The sequence below is a fragment of the Nonomuraea fuscirosea genome (assembly GCF_003001935.1).
Taxonomy (GTDB): domain Bacteria; phylum Actinomycetota; class Actinomycetes; order Streptosporangiales; family Streptosporangiaceae; genus Nonomuraea; species Nonomuraea fuscirosea.
The window spans coordinates 325182-352105 of the sequence record NZ_PVNG01000009.1; the positions used below are offsets into that span (position 1 = coordinate 325182).

Genomic DNA, 26924 nt, shown 5'->3' on the forward strand with positions numbered 1-26924 from the left:
ATCGGGACGGCAGATGGCCTTTCTCAGTGTGCGAGTGCCCTCGGGCGGACGTGCGACCGCCCTGGTCACCGCACTACGGGATCACACGTCGTAGTAGAGCTCGAACTCGTGCGGGTGCGGGCGCAGCCGGATCGGGTCGACCTCGTTCTCCCGCTTGTACGCGATCCACGTCTCGATCAGGTCGGGCGTGAACACGCCGCCCTCGAGGAGGTAGTCGTGGTCGGCCTCGAGCGCGTTGAGCACGTCGGTGAGCGAGCCGGGGACCTGCGGGACCTGGCGGGCCTCCTCCGGCGGAAGCTCGTAGAGGTCCTTGTCGACCGGCTCCGGCGGCTCGATCTTGTTGCGGATGCCGTCGATGCCGGCCATCAGCATCGCCGAGAACGCGAAGTACGGGTTGCACGACGGGTCCGGGACGCGGAACTCGATGCGCTTGGCCTTCGGGTTGGAGCCCGTGATCGGGATGCGGACGCACGCCGAGCGGTTGCGCTGGGAGTAGACCAGGTTGACCGGGGCCTCGTAGCCGGGGACCAGGCGGTGGTAGCTGTTGACCGTCGGGTTGGTGAAGGCCAGCAGCGACGGGGCGTGCTTGAGCAGGCCGCCGATGTAGTAGCGGGCCGTGTCGGACAGGCCCGCGTAGCCGACCTCGTCGTAGAAGAGCGGCGAGCCGTCCTTCCACAGCGACTGGTGGCAGTGCATGCCGGAGCCGTTGTCACCGAAGATCGGCTTGGGCATGAACGTGACCGTGTGGCCGTATTCGAGCGCCGTGCTCTTGATGACGTATTTGTACAGCATCAGGTTGTCGGCGGTCTTGAGCAGCGTGCCGAACTTGAAGTCGATCTCGGCCTGCCCGGCCGTGCCGACCTCGTGGTGCTGCATCTCGACCTCGATGCCGGCCTCGATGAGGTTGCGCACCATCTCCGAGCGCAGGTCGGTGAAGTGGTCCATCGGCGGGACCGGGAAGTAGCCGCCCTTGTAGCGCGGCTTGTAGCCCAGGTTGCCGCCCTCGGTCGCCTTGCCGGTGTTCCAGGCGCCCTCGATGGAGTCGATGTAGTAGTAGCCGGCGTTCTGCTTCGTCTCGAAGCGCACGTCGTCGAAGATGTAGAACTCGGCCTCGGGGCCGAAGTAGACCGTGTCGGCGATGCCCGTGCCCTTGAGGTATTCCTCGGCCTTGCGGGCGACGTTGCGCGGGTCGCGGCTGTAGGCCTCGCCGGTCAGCGGGTCGTGCACGAAGAAGTTGATGTTGAGCGTCTTGTGCTGACGGAACGGATCGACCACGGCGCTCGTCGGGTCGGGCAGCAGGAGCATGTCGGACTCGTGGATCGCCTGGAATCCGCGGATCGACGAGCCGTCGAACATGAGTCCGTCGGTGAAGACGCTCGCGCTGAAGTTCTCTACCGGGAAGGTGAAGTGGTGCGTCGTCCCCGGCAGGTCGGTGAACCTGACATCGACGAACTGCACCCCTTCGTCACTGATGAACTTCAGGACGTCGTCGGCGGAGTTGAACACTCTCGAACCTCCCTGGGGACTGGCCATCATGCCGACGCTAGGACGTGGCCGTTTCCGTATGGTGTCTCGATTGTTTCGCACGTGTTACGCGGCGTCACGTGGGGTCCGTCGTCGTGCACTCGTCCGATTCCGGCTGGTCGAGCGCGTACGGGTCCTTGGGCTTCCCCGTGGCCTTGACCGCGTCGGGCGCGGAATCGTCGAAATAGGGATGGACGAAACCGTCGTCCGTGTCGCAGCGCGCCGGGGCGGTGGCGGCGCCCAGATCCTCCACCCAGGTGACGAGCCGGCCCTCCTGGCGGAACAGCTGGATCTCGCCGGTCACGTGCGCGACGACCCTCATCATGGTGAGCGGCCGGCCGGGCTGGTGCACCGCGTAGACGACGAGGTAGTTGAGCTTGACGCTCGCCCCGCGCAGTTCCTTCTCCTTGAACGTGCCCAGGGTGGCCCGGCCGTTCACCTTGATCACGTCGGTGGTGAGCTCGACGGTGCCGGGGGCGAAGCTGTGCACCATGTAGCGGGTGGCGTACTTCTTGTCCGTCAGGTTCTCGCGGAACCAGCCGCGCTGGTCGCGGTGCAGCAGCTTGGCGAAGGCCTCCGGCTTGCCGCCCAGTACGGTCTTCTTGTCGAGGTAGGCCGCGGCCAGCAGTTCACGCGCGCGATCGAGCCCCGCGGCGACGTCCCTCTTCGTCAGCCCGCCGATCGCCTTGGCCTCGGGCAGCGTGAAACCGGCCGCTCCGTCGGCGTACTTCTCCGCGGGCGATCCGGCGAACGGGCGCGTCACGTCCACCGGCGCCAGCTCGAACGTGTCGCCGGGCAGCGGACCCGAGGGCGCGAACAAATCGGGCCGCATGGTGACGACAACGGCGGCGGCGGCCAGCGTCACCGTGATGGCGGCCCCCGCCAGCCAGGCCCGCCCGGCCCTGCGGCGTCGTGGCGGCGGTGGCGTCGCGTCCCAGCCGGCCCGCCCGGCGTCGCGGCGGAGCCGGCCCGCCTCGCGTAAGCGTTCCTTGTCCTCGTTCGAGGCGCTACGCGCGCTCTTGGCGTCTTTCTTGGCCGACGAGCGCATCCGTCGCTGTTCGTCGGCGTCCATCTGCGAGACCAGATCGTTGAAGCGCTGGTCAAGATCATCCCCGTGTGGCATGGCGTATATTCTGGCGGCGTCGTGACGCGGTTGGGTCACGATCCGGACCGGGTTCCCGGCCGGATACCGTTGAGGGCATGAGCGGCAATGAGCCTCGGTGGACGCAGACCTGGCTGGGCGGAGTGCGCGCCGCCGGGGTCGATCTCGGATACCCGGGCGAGCGCCTGGGGCTGCCCCAGGAGGGCAGCGGATCGGTGGCGGGCTGGGGGCGCCGCATCGGCGCGCTCGTCATCGACTGGATGATCTGTACGTGGGTGGTCGTGCAGCTGCTGCTGAGGATCAACCCGGCCGAGTCGCCGTGGGCGCCGGTGGCCGTCTTCGCCGTGCAATACCTGCTGCTCGTCGCGTTCATGGGCCAGACGTTCGGCCATCGGCTGATGGGCATCAGGGTCGCCGCGATGGACGGCGGTGATCCGCGGCTGCTGCCCGTGCTCGTGCGTACGGTGCTGCTGTGCCTGGCCGTGCCCGCCCTGATCTGGGACCGCGATCACCGCGGGGTGCACGATCGTGTGTCCAACACGATGGTCGTCCGCATGTGACCCTCACCTAGGAAAACCATACCGGGTTCAAAAATGTACCCGGTATGGTTTATGCTGTCCGCATGATGATGGCAGGGCTCAGGGAGCGGAAGAAGGAGCAGACCAGGCGGCGGATCGCCGAGGTGGCGCTGCGGCTGTTCGGCGAGCGCGGCTACGACGCTGTGACCGTCAACGAGGTCGCCGAGGCGGCGGGGGTCGCCAAGGTCACGCTGTTCGCGTACTTCCCGTCCAAGGACTCCCTGGTGCTCGACGGGGTCAAGGAGGACACGGCCGCGATCGTGGCCGGGCGCGGCGACCGCCCGCCGCTCCAGGCCCTGCGCGAGCACTACCGGCTGATGGGCCGGCAGGACCAGGGCGAGATGGACGTCGAAGGGCTGCTCACCAGGATCCGGGTGATCTCGTCCAGTCCCGCGCTGCTCGCGGGGGTCCAGCAGACGCACATGAGCCAGCGCGAGGAGCTGGCGTGCGCGCTCGCCGAGGCGCTGCAGGAGCGCGGCCTGGCGCCCCGGCTCATGGCCGCGCAGATCACCGCCGCCGTCACCACGCTGCAGGAGGCGTTCTTCCACCGGCTCGCCACGGGCGTCCCGCTGGAGGAGGCCGGGCGGCTGCTCGGCGATGAGGTCGAGCTGGCCTTCGACCTCCTTGAGTACGGCTTTTCCATGCTTAAGGGAGAAATATCGTGAAAAAGGGGATCAACTATGACGTCGGGATCCTGCCGGGGGAGGACAACTCCCGCAAGGTCTTCGACCCGGACACCGTCGCCCGCGAGATGCGGCTGATCGCCACCGAACTCCACTGCGACACCGTCAGGATCTCCGGCGACGACCCCGCCCGCATCACCGTGGCCGCCGAGCACGCCGCCGCCCAGGGGCTGGAGGTGTGGTTCGCCCCGTTCCCCGTCGACCTCACCGAGGACGAGGCGCTGGCGGTCTTCGCCGACTCCGCCGGCCGCGCCGAGGCTCTGCGCCGCTCCGGTGCCGAGGTCGTGCTGGTCACCGGCTGCGAGCTCACCGCGTTCTGCCGGGGGTTCATCGAAGGCGAGGGCTACCGCGACCGGCTCCAGGCGATGGTGTCGGGCGACATGGCGTGGTGGACCACGCTCATGCAGGTCATGCCGCGCTTCAGCGGCTACATGGCGCGGGTGGCCGAGAGCGTGCGGCCGCTGTTCGGCGGGCGGCTGACCTACGCCTCCGGCCCGTGGGAGCCGATCGACTGGGCCCCGTACGACATCGTCGGCGTCGACGCCTACTGCGCCGCCCACAACGCCCACGACTTCACCGACGAGCTGCGCGCCCAGTTCAAGCACGGCAAGCCGGTCGCCGTCACCGAGTTCGGCACCTGCGCCTACCAGGGCGCGGGGGAGCGGGGCGGCATGGCGTGGGCGGTGCCCGACGGCGCCGTGCGCGACGAGGACGAGCAGGTCCGCTACTTCACCGAGCTGATGGACGTCTTCGAGCGGGAGGGCGTCGCGACCGCCCTGTGGTTCACCTTCGCGGCCTACAACCGCACCGGCGCGGCCGACCTCGGCTCGTACGGCGTGATCAAGCTGGACGACGACGGCGCCTGGACGCCGACGACGGCGCCTGGACGCCGAAGAAGGTCTTCGGCACCATGGCCGCTAGGTATTCGCGCAGCTGAAGATGGCCGTGCCCGGCAGGTGACGGCCGCGCAGCGGGCTCCACCCGCCCCACACCCCCTCATGGCCCTCGGGCCACTCGGGCTCCAGCAGCCCGGTGATCGTCAGGCCCGACGCCGCCAGCAGCCCCACCCAGTCGCCCATCGTGCGATGGTGCTCGACGTAGGTCAGCGTGCCGTGCTCGTCGCGCTCCTCGTACGGGCCGCGATCGAAGTAGGAACGGTCGGAGGTCAGCCCGCGCGGCCCGGGATCGTCGGGGAAGGCCCACCGGATCGGATGACTCACCGAGAACACGAACCGGCCCCCCGGCCGCAGCACCCTGCGCACCTCGCGGAAGACGGCCAGCGGATCGGCCACGAACGGCAGCGCGCCGTACGCGGAGCAGGCCACGTCGAAGCTCGCCGCCCCGAACGGCAGCGACTCGGCGTCGGCCTGCACCACCGGGACCCGCAGGCCGGTCGCGTCGTCGAGACGCTGGGAGTGACGCAGCTGGCGGTGGGAGATGTCGAACGCCGCCACCCGCGCCCCCCGCGACACCAGCCACCGCGCGCATTGGGCCGCGCCGCAGCCGATCTCCAGCACCCGCTGCCCGCGCACCTCGCCGAGCAGGCCCGCCGCGGCCTCGTCGAGGCCCTCGGGACCCCAGACGAAGCCGCTGTCACGCAGGAAACCACCGTGCTCGACCTGGTAGTCGTCGGCGTTGCCGTCCCACCAGCCGCGGTTGGCCCGCGACGAGGGCGACAGCACTAGCGCATCTTGGGGCCGCGCGGCATGCGGGCGCCCTTGGGCATCGGGCCCTTGGGCATCGGCATGTTGCGCGGCAGCGAACGCAGCCGGTCCTTCACCTCGTTGACCGACGGCTTCTTCAGGTTGCGCGGCAGCTTCATGATGTGCCGCTGCAGCTTGCCGAGCGGCACCTGCCCCTCGCCGTCGCCGCACTGGATGTCGTAGATCTCGATGCCCAGCGCCACCCGCGAGATGCGCTTCTTCTCGGCCGTCAGCATTTTCGCCACCCGGTTGCCCGGCCCCTCCGACACCAGCACCACACCGGGATAGCCGACCACGAGGTGGACGATGTCCTGGTCACGGTTGACCGCGATGGCCGGGGTGACCTGCCAGTTGCCGCGCATGCCCTGCAGCACGGCCGCCGCCGCGCCGGTCTGACCGTGCAGGATCGAGTATTGGGCCTTCTGCGCCAGCTGCCCGAACACCACCAGGCCGACCGTGAACGCGGCCAGCACGCCGATGAACACCGAATACCACAGGTAGTCCGTGACCAAGCCGATCACGACGACCACAGCCAGCGTGCCCACCGCCGAAAGGAAGACGATCGGCATCCCCTTGGGGTTGGCCTGCTTGATGATCTGCGCGACCATGCGGAGCTGCTTGAGACGCCCCGGCTTCTCTGGATCCTCGGACTTTGCCATGCTCAGAAGGATACAAACCAACTGGTGCAGGAGGGAAAACGCGGCCCGGCCGTTTTGCCCGTTGTGATTACATCTTCACCATTGCTGCCCGCCGAAGACCGTTCGCTCTCCGCGATGGGCCGGTGCAGGGCCCCGGACGGCGCTCGCGCCGCACCCCCGACGGGCCGGCGCAGGGTCGCGGACGGGGCCCGCGCCGCACCCCCGATGGGCGCGCGCAGGGTCGTGGACGGGACCCGGGCCGCACCCCCGATGGGCCCGCGCGCGGACGGCGCCCGCGCCGCGTTTCCGACGGGCGCGCGCAGGATCGTGGATAAGCCCCGCACCGCGGCACCGCGCCCACGATGGCGCCGTGGCACCGTCACGCCGCCACGAAGAACTCCAGGACCTCCGGCACCAGTGCCTCGGGGGCCACGTTGTGCGCCTGGCCCTCCAGCACCCGCCGTACGGCGCCCGGGATCGCCCCGGCCACCGCCGCGCCCGCGTTCGCCATCCAGCGCGGGCTCAGTGCCCCGTTGAGCACCAGCGTGGGTCGCCTGATCCCGGCCAGCCGCGCGGCCGGCAGCGCGTTGCCCGGGCCGAGCACCTCGGCCTCGTAGACCAGCGTCCGGGCCATGGCCTCGGCCTGTGCCCAGAACGCGTGCGAGCGCATCGCGGCCACGTCGGCGGGCGGCACCTCGGCCGCGTCCACCATGAACCGCTCCACCGCCTCGCCGCGCCTGCCCGCACCGACCAGCGCGTCGAGCCGCCGCGCGAAGTCGAGCGGAAGCGCGGGCGCGCCGTCGTCCACGTGGTACGGCGGCTCCCACACGGCCAGCTTGGCGATCGCCGGATTGACCACCGCCGCCTCAAGCGCCAGCGCCGCCCCCGACGACCCCCCGAACACCATGACCGACCCACCGGTCCCATCCGCAGAGCCGCCCGCAGAGCCGCCCGCGGAGCCGCCCGCGGAGCCGCCCAAGGAGTCGCCCCCAGCGTCGCCCGTGGAGTCGCTGGCAGCGCCGTCCGTGGAGGGGGCCGCGAGACCGCACGGCGCTTGGTCGGGTGCGCCGATCGCCGCGTCGATGACCGCCGCGAGGTCCTCGATCTCCCGCTCCACCGCGTACGGCGCGGTGTCACCGCTGTCCCCGCGCCCTCGCCGGTCGTAGGAGTACACCGTGAACCACCGGGCAAGGCCGTCCGCGATCGCGGTCATCAGCGGATGCCGCCGGTCCGCGAACGCCCCCTGCACCAGCACCACCGCCGGCCCCTCGCCGCGGCGGTCGAACGCGAGGACGGTGCCGTCCGCCGACTTCACCCGGCCGGCTGAACCAGGCACAGCGCCTCCCAGTGGTGACCGTCGAGGTCGGCGAAGCCGCGTTGGTAGCGGAAGCCCGCCTCCTGCTTGACGCCCGCCGGAGTGGCCCCGGCCGCCAGCGCCTTGTCCACCAGCTCGTCCACCTGCGCCGGGTTCTCCAGCCCCAGCACCAGGATCGCCTCCGTGCTGCTGCCCGAGTCGGCGACCTGCTTGGTGGTGTACGTGGCGAACGTCTGTTCGGCGAGCAGCATCACCTGCGTCTCGTCGCTGATGACCACCGAGGCCATGTCGTCGGCCATGCCGAACAGGGTGAAGCCCAGCTCGGTGAAGAACTTCTTCGACCGGTCGAGGTCCTTGACCGGCAGGTTGACGAAGAGCTGCATCTCCGGATCCCTTCTCGTCTGCGGAACACCTCCAGTCTCCTGCGCACGGCCCCCACCGGTCTTGCACCTGAGCGCCAGGGCGATTGACGTTCAGCGCACGCGTCGAGCGCATGGGGATCAGGGCACGGGTCGAGCGCACAGGGTCGAGCGCACAGGGCGGGCGCACGGGGTCGAGCGCACAGGGCCGGGCGCACGGAGCCGGGCGCACCGGGCCGGGCGCATGGGATCAGCGCATCAGGCCGGCGGGCTCGTGGGGTGCCGCGTGCGTGCGCCGGAACTCGGCGGGTGGCATCCCGTACGCCCGCCGGAACAACCTGCTGAAATGCGCCGAATCCGGTAACCCCCACCGAGCCCCCACCGCACTGACGGACTGGCCGCCGCCCGCCATCAGGTCGGCCCGGCAGCGTTCGAGCCGGCGCTGCCGGATCCATCCGGCCACCGTCGTGTCCTCCGACTCGAACAGCCGGTGCAGGTAACGCACGGAGATGTGATGGGCGGCCGCGATCACCGCCGGATCGAGGTCGGCCTCGCCCAGGCGCTGCTCGATGAAGGCACGCACCCGCAGCAACAAGGTGCGCTGCCGGGAGTCGTCCGGCAGGGCGCGCTCCTGGTCGAGCCGCTCGGCGACGGCCGCGCCGACCACGTCCGTCACCACGGTGGACAGCCGGGCCGCGCTGGCGGAGCGGTAGGTCTCGTGGTCGAGCGCCACCCGGCGCAGCAGCGGCACGGCCAGCGCGGTGGCGCCCGTCTCGGCCCCGATCGGCAGCGCGGCGAGCTCGGCCACCGCGTCGATCGGCAGGGCGAGCTGGTCGCGCGGGAAGCTGAACACCGCCAGCCGCACCTCGGCGTCGTAGCCCAGCTCGTAGGGGCGGGTGAAGTCGTAGATCGCGAACTCGCCCCGGCCGAGCACCGTCCTGCGGCCGTCCTGCTCAAGGCGCGGGCTGCCGTCGAGGGCGAGCACCACCCGGTAGTGGTCGGGGTTGTCGCGGCGGATCAGGCCGGGGGTGCGGTGCACGCTGTGCGGGGTGGAGGTGTGGATCCGGCCGACGCCCACGGCGCCGAGCCGGCCGAACCCGATCTCGCCACGGAGCGGCGCGTCGGCGTCGATGCGCAGGTCGAGCGGGCCGAGTGTGTCGCAGACGATGCTCCGCCAGGCGTCGTGCCGACGCTCGGCGGGCAGGTCACTCGTGCGGATCAGAACGGCCATCGCGCGCGCCCTCCGTCGGCTGGGCTGCCCATGCTAACGACGCCCCCCGACACTCCGGTACGGCTAAACCCGCCGCACTCCGGAGACCGTCCGCCCGCCGCAACGAGACCCGCGACGTCCGGGAACGCCGACGTCCGGGAACGCCGACGTCCGGGAACGCCGACGTCCGGGAACGCCGACGCCTGGGAACGCCGACACCCCGGTACGCCCGCCGTACACGGGGAAAGCCCGCAGGCACGAAGAAGCCCCGGGGAACCGGCCCCGGGGCTGTTCGTGTGCGGTCAGGCGGTCTGGCGGGCCTCGATGGCCTGCTGGTAGAGCCGCCCGGCCCGGTAGGACGAGCGCACCAGCGGCCCGGACAGGACCCCGGCGAACCCGATGGCCTCGGCCTCGGCCTGCAGCTCGACGAACTCCTCCGGCTTGACCCACCGCTCCACCGGGTGGTGGCGCGGCGTCGGCCGCAGGTATTGCGTGATCGTCAGCAGGTCGGTGCCGGCCTCGTGGAGGTCGCGCATGGCCTCGGAGATCTCTTCGCGCGTCTCGCCCATGCCCAGGATCAGGTTGGACTTGGTGACCAGCCCGGCCTCGCGGGCCGTGGTGATCACACCGAGCGAGCGCTCGTAGCGGAACGCGGGCCGGATCCGCTTGAAGATCCGCGGCACGGTCTCGACGTTGTGCGCGAACACCTCGGGCTTGCTGGAGAAGACCTCCTCCAGCTGGTCGCGGTTGCCGTTGAAGTCGGGCACCAGCAGCTCGACGCCGCAGCCGGGCAGCAGCGCGTGGATCTGGCGCGCGGTCTCGGCGTAGAGCCAGGCCCCGCCGTCGGGCAGGTCGTCGCGCGCCACGCCGGTCACGGTCGCGTACTTCAGGCCCATCTGCTGGACGGACTCGGCCACCCGGCGCGGCTCGTCGCGGTCGTATTCCTTCGGCTTGCCCGTGTCGATCTGGCAGAAGTCGCAGCGGCGGGTGCACTGGTCACCGCCGATGAGGAAGGTCGCCTCGCGATCTTCCCAGCACTCGTAGATATTCGGACAGCCCGCCTCTTCACAGACCGTGTGCAGGCCCTCCCGGCGCACGAGCGATTTCAGCTCGGTGTATTCGGGGCCCGTCTTCAGCTTGGTCTTGATCCACGGGGGCTTGCGCTCGATCGGGGTTTCGGCGTTACGCACCTCCAGGCGGAGGAGCTTTCGGCCTTCAGGGGCAACGGTCACCTTCACAGCTTACGTCTCCTGAGGCGGCGGCCGGATCCAGGGTCGGAATTCACCCTTTCATCCGACCTTTTCTTGGCCCGGCGTCACAGGGATCCGATGAGGCCGAAGCCGCCGATCGCCCGGGTGTAGTGGGCCAGCAGCTCCTCGTCGATCCGCCCGGAGTCGCGGGTGCCGAGCAGCTCGGAGTCCGGGGGAGAGTCGAGCACGCCGTCGTCGGTGAGCCGGAACCTGGCCAGCGCGCTCTGCCTGATCGACGTCACGCTCTCGCCGCGCAGCGCCGCCGCCTGCATGGGCGCCAGATAGCCGGCGCCCGCCGCCAGCTCCTCCAGCTCGTCCAGATCCCGCTCGGAGACGGCGCGCAGGGCCCTCGCCCGCTGCCTGGCCAGCGTACGGGCTTCGCCTGCCTTGACCAGGCGGGTCAGCGCGTACCGGATCAGCAGCACCGGGCCGCCGAGCACCCGCCCGATCAGGCGGCCGAACGCGCCCGCCACCTCGTACGTGGTGCCGGGATGGTCCATGGCCCCCAGCGACGAGGCCGCGATCTTCGTCTGCGCCTCGTCCCTGGCCCGCAGCGGCCCTGAGGACCCCAGCAGCGCGTCCCGCCAGGACTCCAGCGTGGCCAGCGCCTCGCTCACCACCCGCTCGCCGCCCGTCGGCAGCCGCGCGTACGCCGCCGCCAGCAGCGCCACCCGCTGCTTCGGCGGCAGCGCCAGCCACAACGGCAGCCCGATGACGAGGACGGGGGTGCGCGCCAGCCCGACACGGTCGTAGGCGGTCCGCGTGGCCAGGTCCCTGACCGCCACCTTCACGGGCCGCGGGACCCCGATCCGTTCGGCGACCCGGTCCGCGACCGCGTACAGCTGCCCGGCCGCCGCGCGGTCGAGCACCTCGGTGTCGGCGGGCAGCGCGCCCAGGCGCGGCCGCAGCGCCCAGCCGATCGCCAGGCAGGCGCCGCCGAACAGCCACGACCAGATGAAGCCGGGCGCCCGCGCGATGGCCCACGCGCCCAGCGCGACGAACGCCAGCGTCAGCAGGTGCACCACGAGCGCGAGGATGAGAGCGAGGCCCCGCTTCACGAGCGCGAACGGGTCACGGACGCGATGGGCGCCACCGACGGTCCCACGCGGGGCCTGACGGGCGGTCCCACACGGGGCCTGACGGGGCGGTCCCACGCGAGGTCCGGCGGTCCCACGCGAGGTCTGAGGAGCGGTCTCAGGCAGGGTGTGACGAACGGCCTCACGGGTGGTTCTACGGGGGGTGTCACGGGCGCGATGGTAAGGCGGAGACGGTCCAGTTTCCGCTGCGATCAGGTGCCGATTCGGTCACCTGCGCAGCAGATCCTCCTCGTGCAGGTCGAACGGCTGCTTGCCGAGCGCCTCGGCCAGCCGTTTCTCCGCGATCGGCATGACCTCCTCGACCACGATGCGCCGGCCCGTCTCGGCCGACAGCGAGGAGACGCCGACGCCGGGGATGCCGCACGGGGTGATGCGGTTGAACCAGCGGGGGTCGTTGGCGCAGTTGAGCGCGAACCCGTGCATCGTCACGCCGCGCGCGACGCGCAGCCCCACCGCGCCGAGCTGGCGGTCGGGCAGCCCGATCACCGGGTCGCCGGCCGCCCAGACGCCGGCCCGGCCGGGCACCCGCCGGGCCGTGACGCCGAAGTCGGCGCACACCTGGATCATCGTCTCCTCGAGACGGCAGGCGTAGGCGACCACGTCGGTGATCGCGACGATCGGGTACGCGACGAGCTGGCCGGGGCCGTGCCAGGTCAGGCGCCCGCCCCGGTCGACGTCGACGACGGGGGTGCCGTCGGACGGCCGCTCGTGCGGGGCGGTGCGCTTGCCCGCGGTGTAGACCGGCGCGTGCTCCAGGATGAGGACGGTGTCGGTGAGCTCACCTGCGGCCCGCTTGCCGTGCACCCAGCGCTGCAGCGACCAGGCCTGCTCGTAGGGGACGTCGACACCGAGTCGGACGATGGCGAGTGCGTGGGGATCGTCCCCTTGGATGGGGCGCATGAGCCTATTGTGCCGTTCCCTCACCCTTGAAGGGTAATCAGGGGGTCAGCAACCGTGGTTCGATCCTGAACTCCTTTACCCTTCCTTCGCTCTCGCTCTCCACCCGGTACGCGTACGCGCCCGGCTCGACGCTCACCGCCTGGATGAACTCCGTGCCGACGTAGTGCAGGCCCACGCCCTCGTCGGCGGCGTAGCCCATGGGCAGCTCGCCGCTCGCCACCGAGTCGTGCAGCAACTGCCTGCGCTGCGGGTCGGAGTCGTAGTGGACGCCGCACGAGTACGGCAGCAGCGCCATGCCCTCGGCCCACACCCGCAAGTCGGGGCCGAAGGAGTCGGTGTTGCCGCCGACGTGCCAGCACAGCGCGCCCGCGCTCTGGCCGGACAGCACCACCCCGGCCCGCCACGCCTCCTCGAACGCCTCGTCGAGCCCGTGCAGCCGCCACAGCGCCATGAGGTTGGCCACGCTGCCGCCGCTGACGTAGATGACGTCCTGTTCGAGCATCCAGGCCCGCGGGTCGGCCACGTTGGGCATCGGGAACACCGTGAGGTGGCTCAGCTCGACGTCCCAGCCGGCGAACGCGCCGTACATCTTCAGCGTCCAGTCCGACGAGTCGCCCATCGCCGTGGCCACCAGGCCCACCTTGGGGCGGTCCTGGCCGGTCAGGTCGAGGGCGTAGCGCAGCAGCGCGCTGGCCTCGATCTGGTTGTGGCGGCGGCTCGGGCGGAAGGACCCGCCCCCGATGGCGAGGATGTGTGATTGCCCTGACCGGGTCATGTCGGAGTTCTCCCAGCTGCTGAACGAGGATCGGGCACTAGATTACGGCGCGCAGGGCGTCGCCGAGACTCGTATGGGAGAAGGCGTAGCCGGCGGCGGTCAGCTTGGCCGGCTCGACGCGGTGACTGGGCAGCAGTCCCTCGCGGGCGAACTCGCCGATGCCCGCGGCCAGCGCGAACGCCGGCACCGGGATCGGCATCGTGCCCCTGCGCAGGGTCTTTCCGAGCGTCCTGGTGAACTCGGCGTTGGTGACGGGTCCGGGGGAGGTGAAATTGACCGCCCCCTCGATTTCCCGATTTTTCAGGACATGGAGGGCGGCCCCCACCCAGTCGTCGACGGTGATCCACGACCAGTACTGCTTGCCCGATCCCAGCGGCGCCCCCAGCCCCATCCGGAAGATCGGCAGGATGCGGCCGAGCGCGCCGCCGTGCCGGCTCAGCGCCAGCCCCGTGCGCGACCGCACGGTCCTGATCCCCGCCGTGCCCGCCCGCGCGGCCTCGTTCTCCCAGCGCTCGCACAGATCGGCCAGGAACCCGCTGCCCCGGCCCCGGCTCTCGTCGATCACCTCGTCGCCGGTGTCGCCGTAGAAGTCCACGCCGGACGCCGACAGGAGCACCTCAGGCGGCCTGGAGAGCTGGACGAGCGCGTCGACGAGCACCCGGGTGGCGTGCACCCGGCTGGTGACGAGCTCGCGCTTGTAGGCCGGGCTCCAGCGCCTGTCGCCGATCGGCGCCCCCGCCAGGTGCACGACGGCCTCGGCGCCCTCCAGCGCGGCCAGGTCGACCACCTCTTCGCCCGGCTGCCAGTACGCCTCGTCGTCCTTCGCGGGGGTGCGGCGGACGAGCCGGACGACCTCGCGCCCGTCCGCCCGCAGCGCGTCCACCAGCGCCGTCCCCAGCAGGCCCGACGCTCCGGTCACGATGATCGTCATGCCCTCACAGTACGCCGAGGCCGGCCGGAGACGCGAAAGGCCGGGCCGGTCCCCGGAGGGACCGCCCGGCCGATCGGAGAGCCGTGTTACGCGAGCCCGAGCTGCGCCTCGAAACGCCCCTCCTCCAGACGGCGCTTGACCGTCGTGAGGAAGCGGGCGGCGTCGGCGCCGTCGACCAGGCGGTGGTCGTAGGTCAGCGCCAGGTAGACCATCGAGCGCACCGCGATGACCTCGCCCTCGGCGGTGTCGATCACCACGGGCCGCTTCACCACGGCGCCGGTGCCGAGCATGCCGACCTGCGGCTGGTTGAGGATCGGCGTGTCGAACAGCGCGCCCCGGCTGCCGGTGTTGGTCAGCGTGAACGTGCCGCCGGTGATCTCGTCGGGCGTCACCTTGTTGGCGCGCGTCCGCTCGGCCAGGTCGGCCGTCTTACGGGCCAGCCCGGCGAGGTTGAGGTCACCCGCGTTCTTGATCACCGCCGCGATCAGGCCGCGCTCGGTGTCGACCGCGATCCCCAGGTGCTCGACGTCGAAGTACGTGACCTCCATGGTCTCGTTGTTGATCGTCGCGTTGAGCTTGGGGTGCTGCTTGAGCGCCTCGATGGCGGCCATCTCGAAGAACGGCATGAACGTCAGCTTGACACCCTCGCGGCGCAGGAAGTCGGCCTTGGCCTGGTCGCGCAGCCGCGCGATCTTGGTGACGTCGACCTCCACCACGGTGGTGAGCTGGGCGGCCGTCTGCAGCGACTCGACCAGGCGCTTCGACATCGTCTGACGCAGGCGCGACATCTTCTCGGTGCGGCCGCGCAGCGTGGTGTCCACCTCGACCGGCTCGGGCGCCGCGGCGCCCGGAGCCTGCGCGGCCGGAGCCTGGGCGGCGGCGGCCGGCTGGGCGGCGGGCGCGGGAGCGGCGGCGGGCTGGGCCGCCGCGGCCTTCTCGCGCTGCGCCTTGGCGGCCTCCAGCACGTCCTGCTTGCGGATCCGGCCGCCCACGCCGGTGCCGTTGATGGCGTCGAGGTCGACGCCGTGCTCGTTGGCGAGCTTGCGGACCAGCGGCGTCACGTAGGGGCTGTCGCCGGAGGAGGCGACCGGGGCGGGCTCGGCGGCCGGCGCGGGCTGCGCCGGAGGAGCGGCCTGGGGGGCCGGCGCCGGAGCGGGGGCAGGGGCGGGCGCGGCCTGCGCCGGAGCCGGCTGCGGGATCGAGGAGGCCGGGGGAGCCGGGGCGGGCTCAGGCTCGGGCTCGGGCTCAGGCTCGGGAGCCGGCTGGACGGCCGCCTCGGGAGCCGGGGCCGCGGCGCCGGGCTGGCCGTTCTCGTCGATGACGGCGAGCTCGGCCCCGACCTCGACCGTCTCGTCCTCAGCGACGACGATCTTGGTGAGGACACCCGCGGACGGCGACGGGATCTCGGTGTCGACCTTGTCGGTGGACACTTCGAGGAGCGGCTCGTCGGCCTCGACGCGCTCGCCCTCCTTCTTCAGCCAACGGGTTACCGTGCCCTCGGTCACGCTCTCGCCGAGCTGGGGCATCTGTACGGAGACCGGCATCGTTATTCTTCTCTCGCGTTCTGATCTCGAGGGCTGGACTAGTTGTGGACGTGCAGCGGCTTGCCGGCCAGGGCCAGCATCGCCTCACCGACTGCCTCGGACTGCGTCGGGTGTGCGTGGATGAGCTGGGCGACCTCTGCGGGCAGCGCCTCCCAGTTGTAGATGAGCTGGCCCTCGGTGACGAGCTCGCCGATGCGGCGGCCCACCATGTGGACGCCGACGACGGGGCCGTCCTTCTGGGCGATGACCTTCACGGCGCCCGAGGTGCCGAGGATCTGGCTCTTGGGGTTGCCCGCCAGGTCGTAGACCTGCTCGACGATCTCGATGCCGCGCTCGGCGGCCTGGGCGGAGGTGATGCCGACCGAGGCGACCTCCGGGTCGGAGTAGGTGATGCGCGGCACGCCCGCGTAGTCGATCGGCGGCGGGTTGAGGCCGGCGATGTGCTCGGCCACCATGATGCCCTCGGCGAAGCCGGCGTGCGCGAGCTGCAGGGTCGGGATCAGGTCGCCGATGGCGTAGATCCCGGGCACGGAGGTCTGGCAGTGCTCGTCGACCACGACCGCGCCGCGCTCGACGGTGATGCCCTGCTCCTCGAAGCCCATGCCCGCCGACACCGCGCCGCGGCCGACCGCGACCAGCAGCAGCTCGGCGTCGAGGGTCTTGCCGTTGGCCAGGGTGACGACCACGCCCGTCTCGGTGGTCTTGGCGCCGTCGAAGAAGACGCCCAGCTCGTACTTGATGCCGCGGCGGCGGAAGGCCCGCTCCAGCAGCTTGGAGCTGGACTCCTCCTCGGTGGGCAGCAGGTGCGGCAGCGCCTCGACGATCGTGACCTCGGCGCCGAAGGAACGGTAGACGCTGGCCAGCTCGACGCCGATGACGCCGCCGCCCAGCACGATCACGGAGGCGGGCACGCGCTCCATCCTGAGCGTGTGCTCGCTGGTGATCACCCGCTCGCCGTCGATCTCCAGGCCGGGCAGCGTCTTGGGCGCGGAGCCGGTGGCCAGGACGAGGTTGCGGCCCTCGTAGACCTCGGAGCCGACCTGGATCCTGTTGCCGCCGACCAGGCGGCCCTCGCCCTCGACGACCGTCACGCCGGCGCCCTTGAGCAGGCCCTGCACGCCCTTCCACGCGCGCGTGACGATCTTGTCCTTGAAGGCGTGGACGCCCTGGACGTCGATGCCCTCGAAGCTCGCCTTGACGCCGAAGGACGCGCTCTCGCGGGTCTCGTCGGCGACCTCGGCGGAGTGGAGCAGGGCCTTCGTGGGGATGCATCCCCTGTGGAGGCAGGTGCCGCCGATCTTGTCCCGCTCGATCAGCGCGACCGACTTGCCCAGCTCGGCCGCCCTTAGCGCGCAGGCGTAACCGCCGCTGCCGCCCCCTAGGACGACGATGTCATAGGCCACAGGAAGGCTCCTTGTCGGGGTGTTCGTGATGCCGTCATCTTTTCATTTGTTTCAGATGCTCGCGTGCCGCTCTGCGAGTCCGATGAGGGTGCGGGTGAAGGCGCCCGTGCCGCCCTTCGGGATGTAACCGTACGGTTCGCCCTTGTTGAAGGCGGGGCCGGCCATGTCGATGTGGGCCCAGCGCACCCCCTGGGGCACGAATTCCTTGAGGAAGATGCCCGCCGCCAGCATGCTGCCCCAGCGCTCCGGCTGGAGGTTGGCGATGTCGGCGATGGGCGAGTCAAGGCCTTTGCGCAGTTCCTCGGGCAGCGGCATGCCCCACGCGCCCTCGCCCGCCTCGCCCGCGGCCTCGACCACGAGTTCGCGTACGGCGTCGTCGTTGGACATGACGCCGGCGGTGCGCCAGCCGAGCGCGACGATCTGGGCGCCGGTGAGGGTGGCCACGTCGACGATCAGGTCGGGGTCGTCCTCGGCGGCCCGCGCGATGCCGTCCATGAGCACCAGGCGGCCCTCGGCGTCGGTGTCGAGCACCTCGACGGTCTTGCCGCTGTAGCTGTGGATGACGTCGGAGGGGCGCTGCGCGGTGCCGCTCGGCAGGTTTTCCGCCAGGCAGAGGTAGCCGACGGCGTTGACCGGGAGGCCGAGCCTGGCGATGCCGATCACCGCTCCGAGCACCGCGGCCGCGCCGCCCATGTCGGATTTCATCCAGTCCATGGAGGCGGACGGCTTGAGCGACAGGCCGCCCGAGTCGAACGTGATGCCCTTGCCGACGAAGGCGAGCGTCTTGGCCGCCTCGGGGTGGCTGTAGGCCAGGCGGACCAGGCGCGGCGGGTTGACCGAGCCCTGGCCGACGCCGACGATGCCGCCGTAGCCGCCGTCCTTGAGCTGCTTGTCGTCCAGCACTTCGACGCTCAGCCCGGCCTTGCCGCCCGCCTGCTCGGCGAGCTCGGCGAACCTGGCCGGCCACAGGTCGGACGGAGGCGTGTTGACCAGGTCGCGCACGAGGGAGACCGACTCGGCCAGCACGGTCGCGCGCTGGGCGACCTCGTCGGACTGGCCGGTGACCACGGTGAGCTCGGCGACCGGGGCCTTCTGCTCGCCGTTCGTGCGGTAACGGGAGTAGGAGTAGGCGCCGAGCAGACCGCCGAGCACGACCGCCTCGGCCTCGCCCGGGGTGCCGGCCGGCAGCGCGAGCACGGCGCGGGAGGTGCCGGCCAGCGCGCGCACGGCGGCGCCGGCGGCGCGGCGCAGATCCTCGGGCCCGGGGGAGTCTCCGAGGCCGACGGCGACCAGCAGCGGGGCGGCGATGGCGCCGAAGGCCGGCAGCTTGGCCAGCTCGCCGGGCTTGCCGGAGAAGCCCACGGCGCCGAGCGAGGCGGCGAGCTTGCCATCGAAGGCCGCGTCGAGGGAGTCGGCGCCCGACGCGGGAACCGGGCCGTCCTCGCCCGGTCTGAAGCCGACGATCAAGGCGTCGGTGTCGATGGAGACGGGATCTGCTGAGTTCAGCCGCACAGTGGTCACGTAAACCGATGCTATCCACGGTTTCTGCGTACTCACAAACAGGGGTTCATCCTACCAATCGCTGGTGGACGCCCGGGTGAGGAATAGTGCTAGTGTCATTAGCATCATGTTGCTGACGCTCGATCTCCACGACGCCCGCCCCCTGCACGAACAGGTGGCGAGCGCCATCCGCCGCGCCATCGGCGAAGGCTCCTACCGGCCGGGCGACCGCCTGCCGCCGGCCAAGGACCTGGCCGGGGCGCTGGGCATCAACACCAACACCGTGCTGCGGGCTCTGCGCGACCTGCGGGACGAAGGGCTGCTGGAGTTCAGGAGGGGCCGCGGGGTCAGCGTGGCGGGCCGCGCGGACGGCCGCGCCCTGCTCGCCCAGCGGGCGCGCGAGCTGCTGCAGGAGGCCAAGAAGTACGGCTACAGCCGTGACGACCTCATCACCATCCTGGAGGAACTGAAATGAGACCCCGTGCCATAGCCGCCGTCTGGTGGCTGGCCGTGACGGCCGTGCTCATCCTGGCGCCCCTCGCCCTGCGTGACCGGCTGCCCGATCCCATGGCCACGCACTGGGGCTCGGCGGGCACCGTGCCCGACGGTTCCTCGTCGTTGACGGGACACGTGGTCACGAGCTCGGTCACCTGGGCCGTGATGTGGCTCGTCCTGTTCGCGCTGACCAGGCGGGGCCAGGCGCGGCGCGCCTTCAGGTCCACCTGGTGGGGCTGCCTGTTCGGGTTCGGCACGCTGATGCTGGGCCTGACCGCCTCCACCCTGTCGGTCAACCTCGACGCCCCCGGCTGGCGCGCGGCCGAACTACCGGTCTGGCACGTCCCCCTGGTGCTGCTCGGCATGGTCGCCGCCGGCCTCGTGGCCGCCCGTCTGGGCCGGGGCCCGGAGGACGAGCCGTCCGCCGGCGAGCAGGCGCCGCCACGGCTGCGCCTGCGCCCCGGCCAGCGGGCGGTCTGGGTCAGCCACCTGGTCAACCCGTGGCTCACCGCTCTCACCTTCGGCGCGCTGGTGCTCATCGTGGCGGCGATCACGCTTCGCCTGACCGGCAGGTTCGACGCGACCGCCTTGAGCGCCGCCCTGCCCGGGTTCGTCATCGTGCTCGTGGTCGGTCTGGCCACCATGTCGCTCACCGTCAAGGTGGTCGGCGAGAAGGTGGTGATCGGGTTCGGGCCGGTCGGCTGGCCGACACGGACCATCCCGCTGGCCAAGGTCGAGTCGGCGTGGGCCGAGGAGCGCCGGCCGGGCGAGGTCGGCGGCTGGGGCTTCCGGGGCGTGCCGGGAAGCGCCACCATCATGCTGCGCGGTGGCGAGTGCCTGATCCTGCGTTACCGTTCCGGCGGCCGGCTCGCCATCAGCATCGACGACGCCGAACGGGGCGCATCCCTCATCAACACCCTCATCGCGGAGCGTGTCTCGTCGTGAAAAAACCCCTCATCGTCTTCCTTGTCCTGGCCTTCGGGCTGTCCTGGGCCGCGGCGCTGCCCCTGTGGTTCGGCGGCGGGCTCGGCTCGCCGCTGATGCAGCCGCTGGGCGCGCTGATGATGTTCACCCCGTCCGTGGGCGTGCTCGGCGTGTGGGCCCTGTCGCGCACGCCGTTCCGCGAATGGGCCCGGCACACCGGGCTCACGCTGGGCGAGCGCAAGGGCCGCACCATCGCGATGATGCTGGCGGCCTGGCTGGGCGTGCCGGTCCTGACGTTCCTGTCCCTGTGGATCAGCGCCGCCGTCGGGCTCGTCTCGCTCGACCTGTCCGGGCTCAGCCTCTTCGGCGCCGGCCTGCGGGCGAACGGCGTCCAGCCGCCCGTGGACCTGAGCACCCTGGCCATCGTGCAGATCCTGATCGCCGCCGTGGCCGGGCCCGTCCTGAACGCCATCCCGGCGCTGGGGGAGGAGTGGGGCTGGCGGGGCTGGCTGGCGCCCCGGCTCGTCGCCTCGAACGGCGTGTTCGCCGGGCTGCTCATGTCCGGGGCCGTCTGGGGCCTCTGGCACGCGCCGCTCACCCTGCTCGGCTACAACTACCCGCGGCTCGGCTCGTGGGCGGCGCTGGCCTTCATCGGCTTCTGCATGCTGGCCGGGGTGCTGCTGGGGTGGCTGCGGCTGCGCACCGGGAGCGTGTGGCCCGCGGTGGTGGCGCACGCCTCGCTGAACGCCGTGGCCGGGGTCGCGCTGCTGCTCGGCGACGCCGCCGCCCCGCCGAACGAGGTGCTGGCCGGCATCACCGGTGTGATGGGCTGGGTGGTGCTCGCGCTGCTCTGCGTCGTTCTGCTGCGCTTCTTCCCGGTACGTCCGCCGCAGCGGGCGCCGCAGCCGGCCCCGGCCGAGTCGGAACCGGCCACCTGAACGAGCGGCGGCCCGCAGGGCCCTCCCGTGCGGCCGGTCGCCTTCGTGGTGGCCGGCCCGTTCAGGGGAGGAGGACCCAGATCACCAGCGTGGCGGCCGTGGTCGTCTCCACGAGCGCGCCGAGCACGTCGCCGGTGATCCCGCCGAGCCGGCGCCTGGCGTGGCGGAGCAGGAGCAGGGCCACGCCCGTCCCGGCGAGCAGCGCGAGGGGCGCGCCGGCCGGGCCCGACAGCCATCGGACGACGTCCCGCATGAGGAATTCGGCCTCGGTCGGGTAGGTCCTGACCATGCCGTACACGTCCGTTCCCGGCGGAACCGGCTCGGACGACCAGGACACGTCGCCGGGGACGCCGCTCCAGACGCCGGCGAGCAGGCCGATCAGCACGGCCGTGAGCGAGGCGGCCAGGGTGGCCAGCCAGGCGGCGGGGCGGCGTACGGTGCCCGCGACCATCGCCCCCAGCCCCTCGGAGCGGGCGGCGGGCACCCCCTCCCGGCAGGCCCACGCCAGCGTCAGCCGCCCGGCCACGCAGGCCGTCGCCAGGGCCCAGTAACCGGCCTCCGCGACCGCCGCCACCTGGACGAGCAGCGTGCACACCAGCGTCATCACGCCGAACGGCCCGATGTCCGACTTTTTCATGATGTCGAGTGCCTGATCGGCCGGCTTGCCGCTCCCCAGCCCGTCCGCGAGATCGGCCAGGCCGTCCAGGTGCAGCCCCCGGGTGAGCAGTGCCAGCAGCCCCACCGCCAGCGCCGCCCCCAGCAGGGGCGGGGCGGGAAGCAGCAGCGGCAGCCCGGCGAGGAGCCCGAGCACCAGGCCGACGGCCGGGGCCAGGACCATGGCCTGCCCCGCCACCTGCCGATCCACCCGCCGCACGCGTACGGGGAAGACGCTGAGCGTGCCCACGGCCAGCCGCACACCGTCCATCAGCCGCATAACGCACGATCCTAGGGCCCACTAGTGTGGCGGGATGCACGTGGTTGAACTCGAAGGCGTAGGCGTCCGGGTTGTCGGCAAAACACTGCTCGACGGCGTCGATTGGCAGGTGGACTACGGCGACCACTGGGCCGTCCTCGGCCCCAACGGCGCGGGCAAGACGACGCTGCTGTCGCTGGCGGGCGCCGTACGGCATCCCAGCGAGGGCGCCGTCAAGGTGCTCGGCCACCGGCTCGGCCGGGTCGACCTGCGGGAGCTGCGCCGCCACATCGGCCTCGTCGCCTCCAGCCAGCGGCTGGTGGACGAGGAACTGATGGAGGAGGAAGGGGCGACCGCGCTCGCCGTGGTGCTCACCGGGCACACCGGGACGAGCGTGCCGCTGTGGGACAAGTACGGCGACGGCGAGCACGACCGGGCCTATCGGCTGCTGGCCGACCTGGGCTGCAAGGACCTGGCCGAGCGGAAGTTCCGCGTCTGCTCCCAGGGGGAGCGGGCCCGGATCCGGGTGGCCAGGGCGCTCATGGGCGATCCCGCGGTGCTGCTGCTCGACGAGCCGTTCGCCGGGCTCGACCTGCCGGCCCGCGAGGACCTCATCACCGCCGTCGAGGACCTGGCCACCACCCGGCCCGTGCTCACCACCGTCACGGTGACGCACCACCTGGAGGAGGTGCCCGCCACCACCACGCACGCCATGCTCATGCGCGACGCCAGGGTGCTGGCGGCCGGCCCCGTGGCCGACGTGCTCACCTCCGGCCATCTCAGCGACTGTTTCGGCCGTCCGCTGAACGTGGACCGCATCGACGGCCGCTGGTACGCCCGCGCCGCCCGCCCCTGATTCGCCCGTCCTTCCTGCGGAGGTGCTCGTACGGTGAGGGCGGGGTCATAGTTCGAGGGGGCGGCCGGCGACGACCAGCGCCACGTACTCGGACTCGGCGGCCAGCCGTTCGTTGAGCCGGCCGAGCGCGTCCCTGAACGCCCGCCCGCTGGCCGTGGCGGGCACCACGCCCATCCCCACCTCGTCGGAGACCGCCACGACCGGCCGCGGCGCCTGACGCCACGCGGCCACCAGGGCGTCGCAGGCGGCGGCGACCGGCGCGCGGTCGCCCTCCCAGGCGCCGTGCTCGTCGAACACCGCCGTCAGCCAGGTGCCCAGCCCGTCGATCAGCAGCGGGGTGGTGGCGGCGCCGATGGCCGTGACCAGGTCGGTGGTCTCGGCGGTGGCCCAGTGCGCGGGCCGCCGCTCCCGGTGCGCCCGCACCCGCGCCGCCCACTCCCCGTCACCCGCGCCCGCCGGTCCCGTGGCCACATAGGTGACGTACGGCTCGCCCGCCAGCCGCAGCTCCGCCTCGGCCGACTTCCCGGACCTGGACCCGCCCAGCAGCAGCGCCCGCCACGGGCCGGGCTCCCGTGCCGCGCCGATGCCCGCGTCCGGGGCCCCCAGAGGCCGTGACGCCGCTGTGAGGCCGCGTCCCGGCGTGATCTCCAGCTCCGTGCCGTCGGGGACGCTCAGGGCCCCCCACAGGCGCAGCCGCCGGTTCAGCTCCCGCTCGGACCTGATCCGGTGGTCGAGGCCGGTCGCCACCACCACGGTCGCGTCGTCCGCCGATCCGGCCCTGCGCAGCTCGCCGAGACGCTCCGGCCGGTCGAGCAGGTCCATCAGGACGACGTCGTGCCTGCCGTCCGTGGGCACGGCCCGGTCTTCGGGCAGGTACAGCAGCCGGCCGCCGTCCGGGGCGGACAGCCCGAGGCCGCCGGCGTGGGAGCGGTAACCGTCCGGCGGGGCGTCGAAGGGGAAGCCCGCCACGCCGTCCACGACGACGCCGAACGGGCGGCGGTGACCTGGGGGCGGGCTCGCGCAGGAGACGCACCGGCAGCCGGGCTCCGGCCGGCCCGCACCGCCCGCCGTACCGGTGAGAAGGACTTTCACCGCGCCGAGCGTACAAGGAGCGGGAAAACCTGGCGGGGCGGTCTGAGGGGTCAGCGGCGGGCTTCCGCGGGGGCGCGGGTACGGCGGCGGGTGGCCACGACGGCGCCGGCCGTGAGCAGGGCCAGCGCGCCCGCCCCGCCCGCGATCAGCAGCGCCGACGGCCCGTCGGGGGCGGCCGGGGCGGCGGCGGTCAGCTCGGTGCCGCCGCGCTCCCGCATCGGGTACCCGGACACGGACACGACGTCACCCCGGTCGTTCACCCGGACCTGGGCGGCGGAGGCGAGGAGCCGGGCGGTGGTGGCGTCCTCGGCGCCCGCCACGCACCGCAGCACCCCCTGCGCCGGCGGCTGGTCGCCCGGGTAGGCGTCGGCGTCCCCGTCGCCGAAGTCCACCGTCACCGCCACCCGCTTGTGCCCGGAGGCCGCGGTGTCCCTGCCGCACACCGACGCGAACGACGGCAGCTCCCCGCCGGGGGAGTCGCCCGCGGCCCCCTCCGGCGACACGGAGAAGCGCCAGCCGATGACGGAGCCGTCCGGCGGCGAGTCGGCGGGATCGGCCGCGAGCCAGGCCGTCCCGTCGCTGCGCCAGGCGCTCCACGACCGCGTGGCGCCGGGATCGGCCGCTCCGGGGGCCGGCCCGCCGGGGGCGACGGGCGGGGCGGCGAGTGCGGGAAGGGGAAGGGAGAGGAACGCGGCCGCCCCGAGGGCGACCCCGGCCGCAACACGATACGCGCGCAGCATCGATTGACCTCCGAGCTCGGGAGTAGGGTTCCAGTGCCTGCGGAGGGTGCGCCGGCGAACCCGCGGAAAAGGAGCGTATGGCATGACATGGCGGTGGCGTTATGAGAATGCAAAGGGTGGTGAGGTGACGGATCGTCCTTTGCCGCGAGAGGTTTTTCCCAGCCAGGCGGACGCGGAGTCCTGGCTCGGCGAGAACTATCGTGACCTGCTGGAATCCGGGGTCGAGCAGGTCGCTTTGCTCGAAGAGGACCGTGTTGAATACACGGGATTGTCATTGCGCCAGCAGTGAGTCCCGGATAAAAGAAAAACCCCTTGAGCGTCTTGCGGCTCAAGGGGTTTTTGTTACGGGGGCGGGTTATGGGCGGGTCTGGGGGCTCACGGTCTTGGCGGGGTCACGCTCCACGACGTCACCGAGCACCTCGTCGATCCGCTTCAGCACGCCGGCCTCCAGCTTGACGCCGGACGCCTTGACGTTGTCGCGCACCTGCTCCGGGCGGGTGGCGCCGACGATGGCACTGGAGACGTTCTGGTTCTGCAGCACCCAGGCGATCGCCAGCTGCGCCATGGTGAGGCCCAGGTCGGCGGCGATCGGCTTGAGCTCCTGCACGCGGGCCAGCACGTCGTCCCGCATGAACCGCGCGATCATGGCGCTGCCGCTCTTGTCGGTGGCCCTGGAGCCCTCGGGCGGCTGCTGACCGGGGACGTACTTGCCGGTGAGCACGCCCTGGCCGATCGGGGACCAGACGATCTGGCCCACGCCCTCCTTCTCGCTCAGGGGCACGATCTCGGGCTCGATGATGCGCCACAGCATGGAGTACTGGGGCTGGTTCGACACGATGCGGTCGAAGCCCATCTCGTCCGCGATCTTGAGCGCCTGGGCGATCTGGTCGGCGGTCCACTCGCTGACGCCGATGTAGAGGACCTTGCCCTGGCGGACGAGGTCGTCGAAGGTCTTGAGCGTCTCCTCGAGGGGGGTCTCGTAGTCGAAGCGGTGCGCCTGGTAGAGATCCACGTAGTCCGTCTGCAGGCGGCGCAGCGAGCCGTTGATCGACTCGGTGATGTGCTTGCGCGACAGGCCGCGGTCGTTGCGGCCGGGACCGGTCGGCCAGTAGACCTTGGTGAAGATCTCCAGCGACTCCCTGCGCACGCCCTTCAGCGCGCGGCCGAGCACCTCCTCGGCCTTCGTCCCCGCGTAGACGTCGGCGGTGTCGAACGTGGTGATCCCCTCGTCGAGGGCCGCCTGCACGCAGAGTTTGGCGGCCTCCTCCTCGACCTGGGAGCCGTGGGTGATCCAGTTGCCGTAGCTGATCTCACTGACCATGAGGCCGCTGCGGCCGAGGTGTCGGAATTCCATAGGTCCGACCTTAATCCCGGCGCGTGGGGTGATTCGTTTCGGGATAGGGTGCGCGACGTGCTGAAGCTAGTACGGCTGGCGCTGACGGCGGCCATCATGACCGCGATCGCGGTACGGCTGCGCCGCCGTGCCCGCCTGCCGCGGAACCAGCCCGCCCAGCCGGCGGCGCCCGCTCGCGCCCGCCGTACGGGCATGGGGGTGATCTGGGCCGGCATCGCGGCGATCGTGGCGCTGACGCTGGCCCTCGCCCTGCTGCCGGCCGGCGGGTGGCAGGCGCGGGCGGCGTACGAGGAGGCCCTGCCCCAGGACGAGAACCTCGCCACCGTGCCGGAGCCCGTCGCTCCCCCCGTGCTGTCCTCGCCCGCACCCACGGCGAGCGAGTCACCCGATCAAGACCCCGGTTGCGCGCCCGTGCCGCGGCCGGTGACGGTGCGGCCGATCGACCCCAGGGTGAAACGGGCCGTCGACCGGCAGTGGCGGCGGATCGAGCGGTGGCTGGAGGCGAACGCGCCCCGCACGTACCGGACGCTCCGGGCTCCCGGCAAGGCGCGCACGATCGCCGTCGCCGAGGCGCAGATGGGCGTGGACTTCCCCGACGACCTGCGGGCCTCGCTGCTGCGTCACAACGGCTCGCGCGGGGCGGCGGCGTTCGGGCTGGGGCTCGGCGTCCGGTCCGGCGGGGCGTCCCACCTCGGCGTCCGCCAGATCAGGGACGTGTGGCGGACGTTGTGCGCCTCGGAGCCCGGTTCGGGCCGCTGGAACGGTCGGATGATTCCGTTCCTGTCCCGCCAGGGGCGCGCGACGGAGCACTTCACGACGTACGCGGTGGTCGACTCCACGGACGGAGCCGTCGGCTGGGAGGGCGCGGACGGCATGACAGGCCGCGCGCCGTCGTACTACGCGCTCATGCGAGCGGTGGCCGACGCCCTGGAGCGGGGCACGGCCCTCAAGCTCGGCGACGAGCCGGAGGGCCGGCACCCCACGGTCGAGCGCGGCGTCCTGCGCTGGGAGTGAGGGCACCGGAGACCGTGCCCTCCGCCGGACCCCCGGCGACCAACGTCGCACCGCGAAACGCGGGGGCGCTGTACCGGGGAACGGCC

Annotated in this window: 28 protein-coding genes; 8 read left to right on the forward strand and 20 right to left on the reverse strand. The window is 71.9% G+C overall.

Annotation, left to right across the window (positions count from 1 at the left end; all coding sequences use genetic code 11):
* Window positions 1–81 precede the first annotated feature (81 nt).
* Both glnA and B0I32_RS22595 read right to left on the reverse strand, forming a co-directional pair.
* Window positions 82–1506, reverse strand: a complete 1425-nt coding sequence (glnA, locus tag B0I32_RS22590) for a type I glutamate--ammonia ligase (RefSeq protein ID WP_106242596.1) — start codon at window positions 1504–1506, stop codon at window positions 82–84.
* 94 nt (window positions 1507–1600) lie between these two features.
* Window positions 1601–2647, reverse strand: coding sequence for a hypothetical protein (locus B0I32_RS22595; protein WP_146178272.1), 1047 nt, complete (start codon window positions 2645–2647; stop codon window positions 1601–1603).
* A gap of 77 nt (window positions 2648–2724) precedes the next feature.
* On the opposite strand from B0I32_RS22595, the gene B0I32_RS22600 reads away from it, so the two are divergent.
* Together B0I32_RS22600 and B0I32_RS22605 are read left to right on the forward strand one after the other, a co-directional pair.
* A complete protein-coding gene (locus B0I32_RS22600; RefSeq protein WP_106242601.1) occupies window positions 2725–3186 on the forward strand; it encodes an RDD family protein in 462 nt (153 codons plus the stop codon).
* Window positions 3187–3248: 62 nt separating this feature from the next.
* On the forward strand, window positions 3249–3869 hold the full coding sequence (locus tag B0I32_RS22605) for a TetR/AcrR family transcriptional regulator (protein WP_245955961.1): 621 nt from the start codon (window positions 3249–3251) through the stop codon (window positions 3867–3869).
* A 13-nt stretch (window positions 3870–3882) separates the two neighbouring features.
* On the opposite strand, the gene B0I32_RS58940 is transcribed toward B0I32_RS22605, so the two are convergent.
* From B0I32_RS58940 to B0I32_RS22675, 14 genes are all read right to left on the reverse strand, one after another.
* Window positions 3883–4218, reverse strand: a complete 336-nt coding sequence (locus B0I32_RS58940) for a hypothetical protein (protein ID WP_219911962.1) — start codon at window positions 4216–4218, stop codon at window positions 3883–3885.
* Window positions 4219–4804: 586 nt separating this feature from the next.
* Window positions 4805–5569 carry a class I SAM-dependent methyltransferase gene (locus tag B0I32_RS22615; RefSeq protein ID WP_106242606.1) on the reverse strand — a complete coding sequence of 255 codons (765 nt, stop codon included), beginning with the start codon at window positions 5567–5569 and terminating at the stop codon, window positions 4805–4807.
* Window positions 5569–6249 carry a DUF4191 domain-containing protein gene (locus B0I32_RS22620; RefSeq protein ID WP_106242608.1) on the reverse strand — a complete coding sequence of 227 codons (681 nt, stop codon included), beginning with the start codon at window positions 6247–6249 and terminating at the stop codon, window positions 5569–5571. Before B0I32_RS22620 ends, B0I32_RS22615 begins: the two co-directional genes overlap by 1 nt.
* 358 nt (window positions 6250–6607) lie before the next feature.
* Window positions 6608–7564: an alpha/beta fold hydrolase gene (locus tag B0I32_RS22625; protein WP_146178273.1), complete on the reverse strand. Its 957-nt coding sequence runs from the start codon at window positions 7562–7564 to the stop codon at window positions 6608–6610.
* Window positions 7540–7926 (reverse strand): VOC family protein, encoded by a 387-nt coding sequence (locus tag B0I32_RS22630; RefSeq protein WP_106242613.1) that lies wholly within the window; start codon window positions 7924–7926, stop codon window positions 7540–7542. Before B0I32_RS22630 ends, B0I32_RS22625 begins: the two co-directional genes overlap by 25 nt.
* 226 nt (window positions 7927–8152) lie before the next feature.
* Entirely contained in the window at window positions 8153–9133 is a 981-nt protein-coding gene (locus B0I32_RS22635; protein WP_106242614.1) for an AraC-like ligand-binding domain-containing protein, read from the reverse strand.
* Window positions 9134–9414: 281 nt separating this feature from the next.
* Window positions 9415–10344, reverse strand: coding sequence for a lipoyl synthase (lipA, locus tag B0I32_RS22640; protein WP_106242817.1), 930 nt, complete (start codon window positions 10342–10344; stop codon window positions 9415–9417).
* A gap of 83 nt (window positions 10345–10427) precedes the next feature.
* Window positions 10428–11420, reverse strand: coding sequence for a M48 family metalloprotease (locus B0I32_RS22645; protein ID WP_106242617.1), 993 nt, complete (start codon window positions 11418–11420; stop codon window positions 10428–10430).
* Window positions 11421–11666: 246 nt separating this feature from the next.
* Window positions 11667–12359, reverse strand: a complete 693-nt coding sequence (lipB, locus tag B0I32_RS22650) for a lipoyl(octanoyl) transferase LipB (RefSeq protein ID WP_106242620.1) — start codon at window positions 12357–12359, stop codon at window positions 11667–11669.
* Between the two features lie 37 nt (window positions 12360–12396).
* The gene (locus B0I32_RS22655; protein ID WP_106242623.1) at window positions 12397–13134 is read right to left on the reverse strand and encodes a Type 1 glutamine amidotransferase-like domain-containing protein; all 738 of its coding nucleotides are present in this window, start codon (window positions 13132–13134) and stop codon (window positions 12397–12399) included.
* A gap of 37 nt (window positions 13135–13171) precedes the next feature.
* Window positions 13172–14065 carry a TIGR01777 family oxidoreductase gene (locus B0I32_RS22660; protein ID WP_106242626.1) on the reverse strand — a complete coding sequence of 298 codons (894 nt, stop codon included), beginning with the start codon at window positions 14063–14065 and terminating at the stop codon, window positions 13172–13174.
* Window positions 14066–14151: 86 nt separating this feature from the next.
* Window positions 14152–15609, reverse strand: a complete 1458-nt coding sequence (gene sucB / locus B0I32_RS22665; protein ID WP_106242629.1) for a 2-oxoglutarate dehydrogenase, E2 component, dihydrolipoamide succinyltransferase — start codon at window positions 15607–15609, stop codon at window positions 14152–14154.
* 38 nt (window positions 15610–15647) lie between these two features.
* A complete protein-coding gene (gene lpdA / locus B0I32_RS22670) occupies window positions 15648–17012 on the reverse strand; it encodes a dihydrolipoyl dehydrogenase (RefSeq protein ID WP_106242632.1) in 1365 nt (454 codons plus the stop codon).
* Window positions 17013–17063: 51 nt separating this feature from the next.
* A complete protein-coding gene (locus tag B0I32_RS22675) occupies window positions 17064–18533 on the reverse strand; it encodes a leucyl aminopeptidase (protein WP_106242635.1) in 1470 nt (489 codons plus the stop codon).
* Between the two features lie 106 nt (window positions 18534–18639).
* Here B0I32_RS22675 and B0I32_RS22680 point away from each other — a divergent pair, with 106 nt between their 5' ends.
* From B0I32_RS22680 to B0I32_RS22690, 3 genes are read left to right on the forward strand one after another with little or no spacing between them, the layout of a single operon-like run.
* Entirely contained in the window at window positions 18640–18987 is a 348-nt protein-coding gene (locus tag B0I32_RS22680; RefSeq protein WP_106242637.1) for a GntR family transcriptional regulator, read from the forward strand.
* Window positions 18984–19952 carry an SdpI family protein gene (locus tag B0I32_RS22685; protein WP_146178274.1) on the forward strand — a complete coding sequence of 323 codons (969 nt, stop codon included), beginning with the start codon at window positions 18984–18986 and terminating at the stop codon, window positions 19950–19952. Before B0I32_RS22680 ends, B0I32_RS22685 begins: the two co-directional genes overlap by 4 nt.
* On the forward strand, window positions 19949–20869 hold the full coding sequence (locus B0I32_RS22690; protein ID WP_106242641.1) for a CPBP family intramembrane glutamic endopeptidase: 921 nt from the start codon (window positions 19949–19951) through the stop codon (window positions 20867–20869). The genes B0I32_RS22685 and B0I32_RS22690 overlap by 4 nt, the downstream gene beginning before the upstream one ends.
* Window positions 20870–20930: 61 nt before the next feature.
* Here the strand turns inward: B0I32_RS22690 and B0I32_RS22695 are convergent, their stop codons facing one another.
* Window positions 20931–21803 (reverse strand): adenosylcobinamide-GDP ribazoletransferase, encoded by an 873-nt coding sequence (locus B0I32_RS22695; RefSeq protein WP_106242644.1) that lies wholly within the window; start codon window positions 21801–21803, stop codon window positions 20931–20933.
* 34 nt (window positions 21804–21837) lie between these two features.
* Between B0I32_RS22695 and B0I32_RS22700 the strand changes: the two genes are divergently transcribed.
* On the forward strand, window positions 21838–22638 hold the full coding sequence (locus tag B0I32_RS22700) for an ABC transporter ATP-binding protein (RefSeq protein WP_106242646.1): 801 nt from the start codon (window positions 21838–21840) through the stop codon (window positions 22636–22638).
* Between the two features lie 45 nt (window positions 22639–22683).
* Here the strand turns inward: B0I32_RS22700 and B0I32_RS22705 are convergent, their stop codons facing one another.
* On the reverse strand, window positions 22684–23730 hold the full coding sequence (locus tag B0I32_RS22705; RefSeq protein ID WP_106242648.1) for a bifunctional adenosylcobinamide kinase/adenosylcobinamide-phosphate guanylyltransferase: 1047 nt from the start codon (window positions 23728–23730) through the stop codon (window positions 22684–22686).
* Window positions 23731–23780: 50 nt separating this feature from the next.
* Complete coding sequence (locus B0I32_RS22710) at window positions 23781–24470, reverse strand: SCO2322 family protein (RefSeq protein WP_106242651.1); 690 nt, start codon at window positions 24468–24470, stop codon at window positions 23781–23783.
* A gap of 82 nt (window positions 24471–24552) precedes the next feature.
* On the opposite strand from B0I32_RS22710, the gene B0I32_RS22715 reads away from it, so the two are divergent.
* Complete coding sequence (locus B0I32_RS22715) at window positions 24553–24759, forward strand: hypothetical protein (protein ID WP_106242654.1); 207 nt, start codon at window positions 24553–24555, stop codon at window positions 24757–24759.
* A gap of 66 nt (window positions 24760–24825) precedes the next feature.
* On the opposite strand, the gene B0I32_RS22720 is transcribed toward B0I32_RS22715, so the two are convergent.
* Window positions 24826–25824, reverse strand: a complete 999-nt coding sequence (locus tag B0I32_RS22720) for an aldo/keto reductase family protein (RefSeq protein ID WP_106242657.1) — start codon at window positions 25822–25824, stop codon at window positions 24826–24828.
* 57 nt (window positions 25825–25881) lie between these two features.
* Here B0I32_RS22720 and B0I32_RS22725 point away from each other — a divergent pair, with 57 nt between their 5' ends.
* Complete coding sequence (locus B0I32_RS22725) at window positions 25882–26838, forward strand: SMI1/KNR4 family protein (protein WP_146178275.1); 957 nt, start codon at window positions 25882–25884, stop codon at window positions 26836–26838.
* Window positions 26839–26924: the final 86 nt, after the last annotated feature.

What these genes read in the sequence shown, in the direction of transcription:
- B0I32_RS22595 (WP_146178272.1), bottom strand. Translation starts at nt 2,647, where the DNA reads ATGCCACACGGGGATGATCTTGACCAGCGCTTCAACGATCTGGTCTCG.
- B0I32_RS22600 (WP_106242601.1), top strand. Translation starts at nt 2,725, where the DNA reads ATGAGCGGCAATGAGCCTCGGTGGACGCAGACCTGGCTGGGCGGAGTG.
- B0I32_RS22605 (WP_245955961.1), top strand. Translation starts at nt 3,249, where the DNA reads ATGATGATGGCAGGGCTCAGGGAGCGGAAGAAGGAGCAGACCAGGCGG.
- B0I32_RS58940 (WP_219911962.1), bottom strand. Translation starts at nt 4,218, where the DNA reads ATGAACCCCCGGCAGAACGCGGTGAGCTCGCAGCCGGTGACCAGCACG.
- B0I32_RS22620 (WP_106242608.1), bottom strand. Translation starts at nt 6,249, where the DNA reads ATGGCAAAGTCCGAGGATCCAGAGAAGCCGGGGCGTCTCAAGCAGCTC.
- B0I32_RS22630 (WP_106242613.1), bottom strand. Translation starts at nt 7,926, where the DNA reads ATGCAGCTCTTCGTCAACCTGCCGGTCAAGGACCTCGACCGGTCGAAG.
- B0I32_RS22635 (WP_106242614.1), bottom strand. Translation starts at nt 9,133, where the DNA reads ATGGCCGTTCTGATCCGCACGAGTGACCTGCCCGCCGAGCGTCGGCAC.
- lipB (WP_106242620.1), bottom strand. Translation starts at nt 12,359, where the DNA reads ATGCGCCCCATCCAAGGGGACGATCCCCACGCACTCGCCATCGTCCGA.
- B0I32_RS22655 (WP_106242623.1), bottom strand. Translation starts at nt 13,134, where the DNA reads ATGACCCGGTCAGGGCAATCACACATCCTCGCCATCGGGGGCGGGTCC.
- B0I32_RS22660 (WP_106242626.1), bottom strand. Translation starts at nt 14,065, where the DNA reads ATGACGATCATCGTGACCGGAGCGTCGGGCCTGCTGGGGACGGCGCTG.
- sucB (WP_106242629.1), bottom strand. Translation starts at nt 15,609, where the DNA reads ATGCCGGTCTCCGTACAGATGCCCCAGCTCGGCGAGAGCGTGACCGAG.
- B0I32_RS22680 (WP_106242637.1), top strand. Translation starts at nt 18,640, where the DNA reads ATGTTGCTGACGCTCGATCTCCACGACGCCCGCCCCCTGCACGAACAG.
- B0I32_RS22685 (WP_146178274.1), top strand. Translation starts at nt 18,984, where the DNA reads ATGAGACCCCGTGCCATAGCCGCCGTCTGGTGGCTGGCCGTGACGGCC.
- B0I32_RS22695 (WP_106242644.1), bottom strand. Translation starts at nt 21,803, where the DNA reads ATGCGGCTGATGGACGGTGTGCGGCTGGCCGTGGGCACGCTCAGCGTC.
- B0I32_RS22700 (WP_106242646.1), top strand. Translation starts at nt 21,838, where the DNA reads ATGCACGTGGTTGAACTCGAAGGCGTAGGCGTCCGGGTTGTCGGCAAA.
- B0I32_RS22710 (WP_106242651.1), bottom strand. Translation starts at nt 24,470, where the DNA reads ATGCTGCGCGCGTATCGTGTTGCGGCCGGGGTCGCCCTCGGGGCGGCC.
- B0I32_RS22715 (WP_106242654.1), top strand. Translation starts at nt 24,553, where the DNA reads ATGACATGGCGGTGGCGTTATGAGAATGCAAAGGGTGGTGAGGTGACG.
- B0I32_RS22720 (WP_106242657.1), bottom strand. Translation starts at nt 25,824, where the DNA reads ATGGAATTCCGACACCTCGGCCGCAGCGGCCTCATGGTCAGTGAGATC.